1 protein-coding gene is annotated in these 560 nt (G+C 39.1%); it reads right to left on the bottom strand.

Features of this window, described 5'->3' with window-relative positions; translation table 11 throughout:
* The coding region (locus LUU93_RS21485; RefSeq protein WP_232683220.1) for a transposase at nt 1–461 on the bottom strand (461 nt) is incomplete at its 3' end.
* Nucleotides 462–560 lie beyond the last annotated feature (99 nt).

The following is a 560-nucleotide window of genomic DNA, read 5'->3' on the forward strand; positions in this document are numbered from 1 at the left end:
TAACGGTTGGCATTGGCTTCGATCTTTGTACCGTCAACAAAGGCAGTCTTAAGGCTTACGATGCCCTCCCTTTCCAACAAAAGGACAATTTGGGTGAAAATTTCTTTAATCTGCCCATTTAGACGTTGACTTCTAAAACGATTGATCGTATTGTGATCCGGCTGGCTCATACCGCTGAGCCACATAAAATGGATATTTTCTTTAAGGGCCTGTTCAAGTTTTCGGCTTGAATAAATATTGCACAAATAACCATAGACCAACACTTTCAAAAGCATTTTAGGATGGTAGCTTGAAGTGCCTCCTGGTTTGTAATTGCGCATTAAACTTGTTAAATCTAAACCATCAACGATGCCAGAGACTACTCTTACAGGGTGCTTACTATCAATCAACTCCGATAAATTCGGAGGAAAAAGCACATTTTGGTTGGGAATGTAATCTTTAAAGACTACTTTTGAAGCTATACACACACCGCAATTTAATCAAATTGCAAGAATTAGGAAAGCGAAAGCTTTCCTTTTTTTATGCCACAAAAAAAGCTGCCTCACTTTTGAGACAGCCTC

The sequence above is a fragment of the Flavobacterium soyae genome, assembly GCF_021245985.1.
Lineage (GTDB): Bacteria > Bacteroidota > Bacteroidia > Flavobacteriales > Flavobacteriaceae > Flavobacterium > Flavobacterium soyae.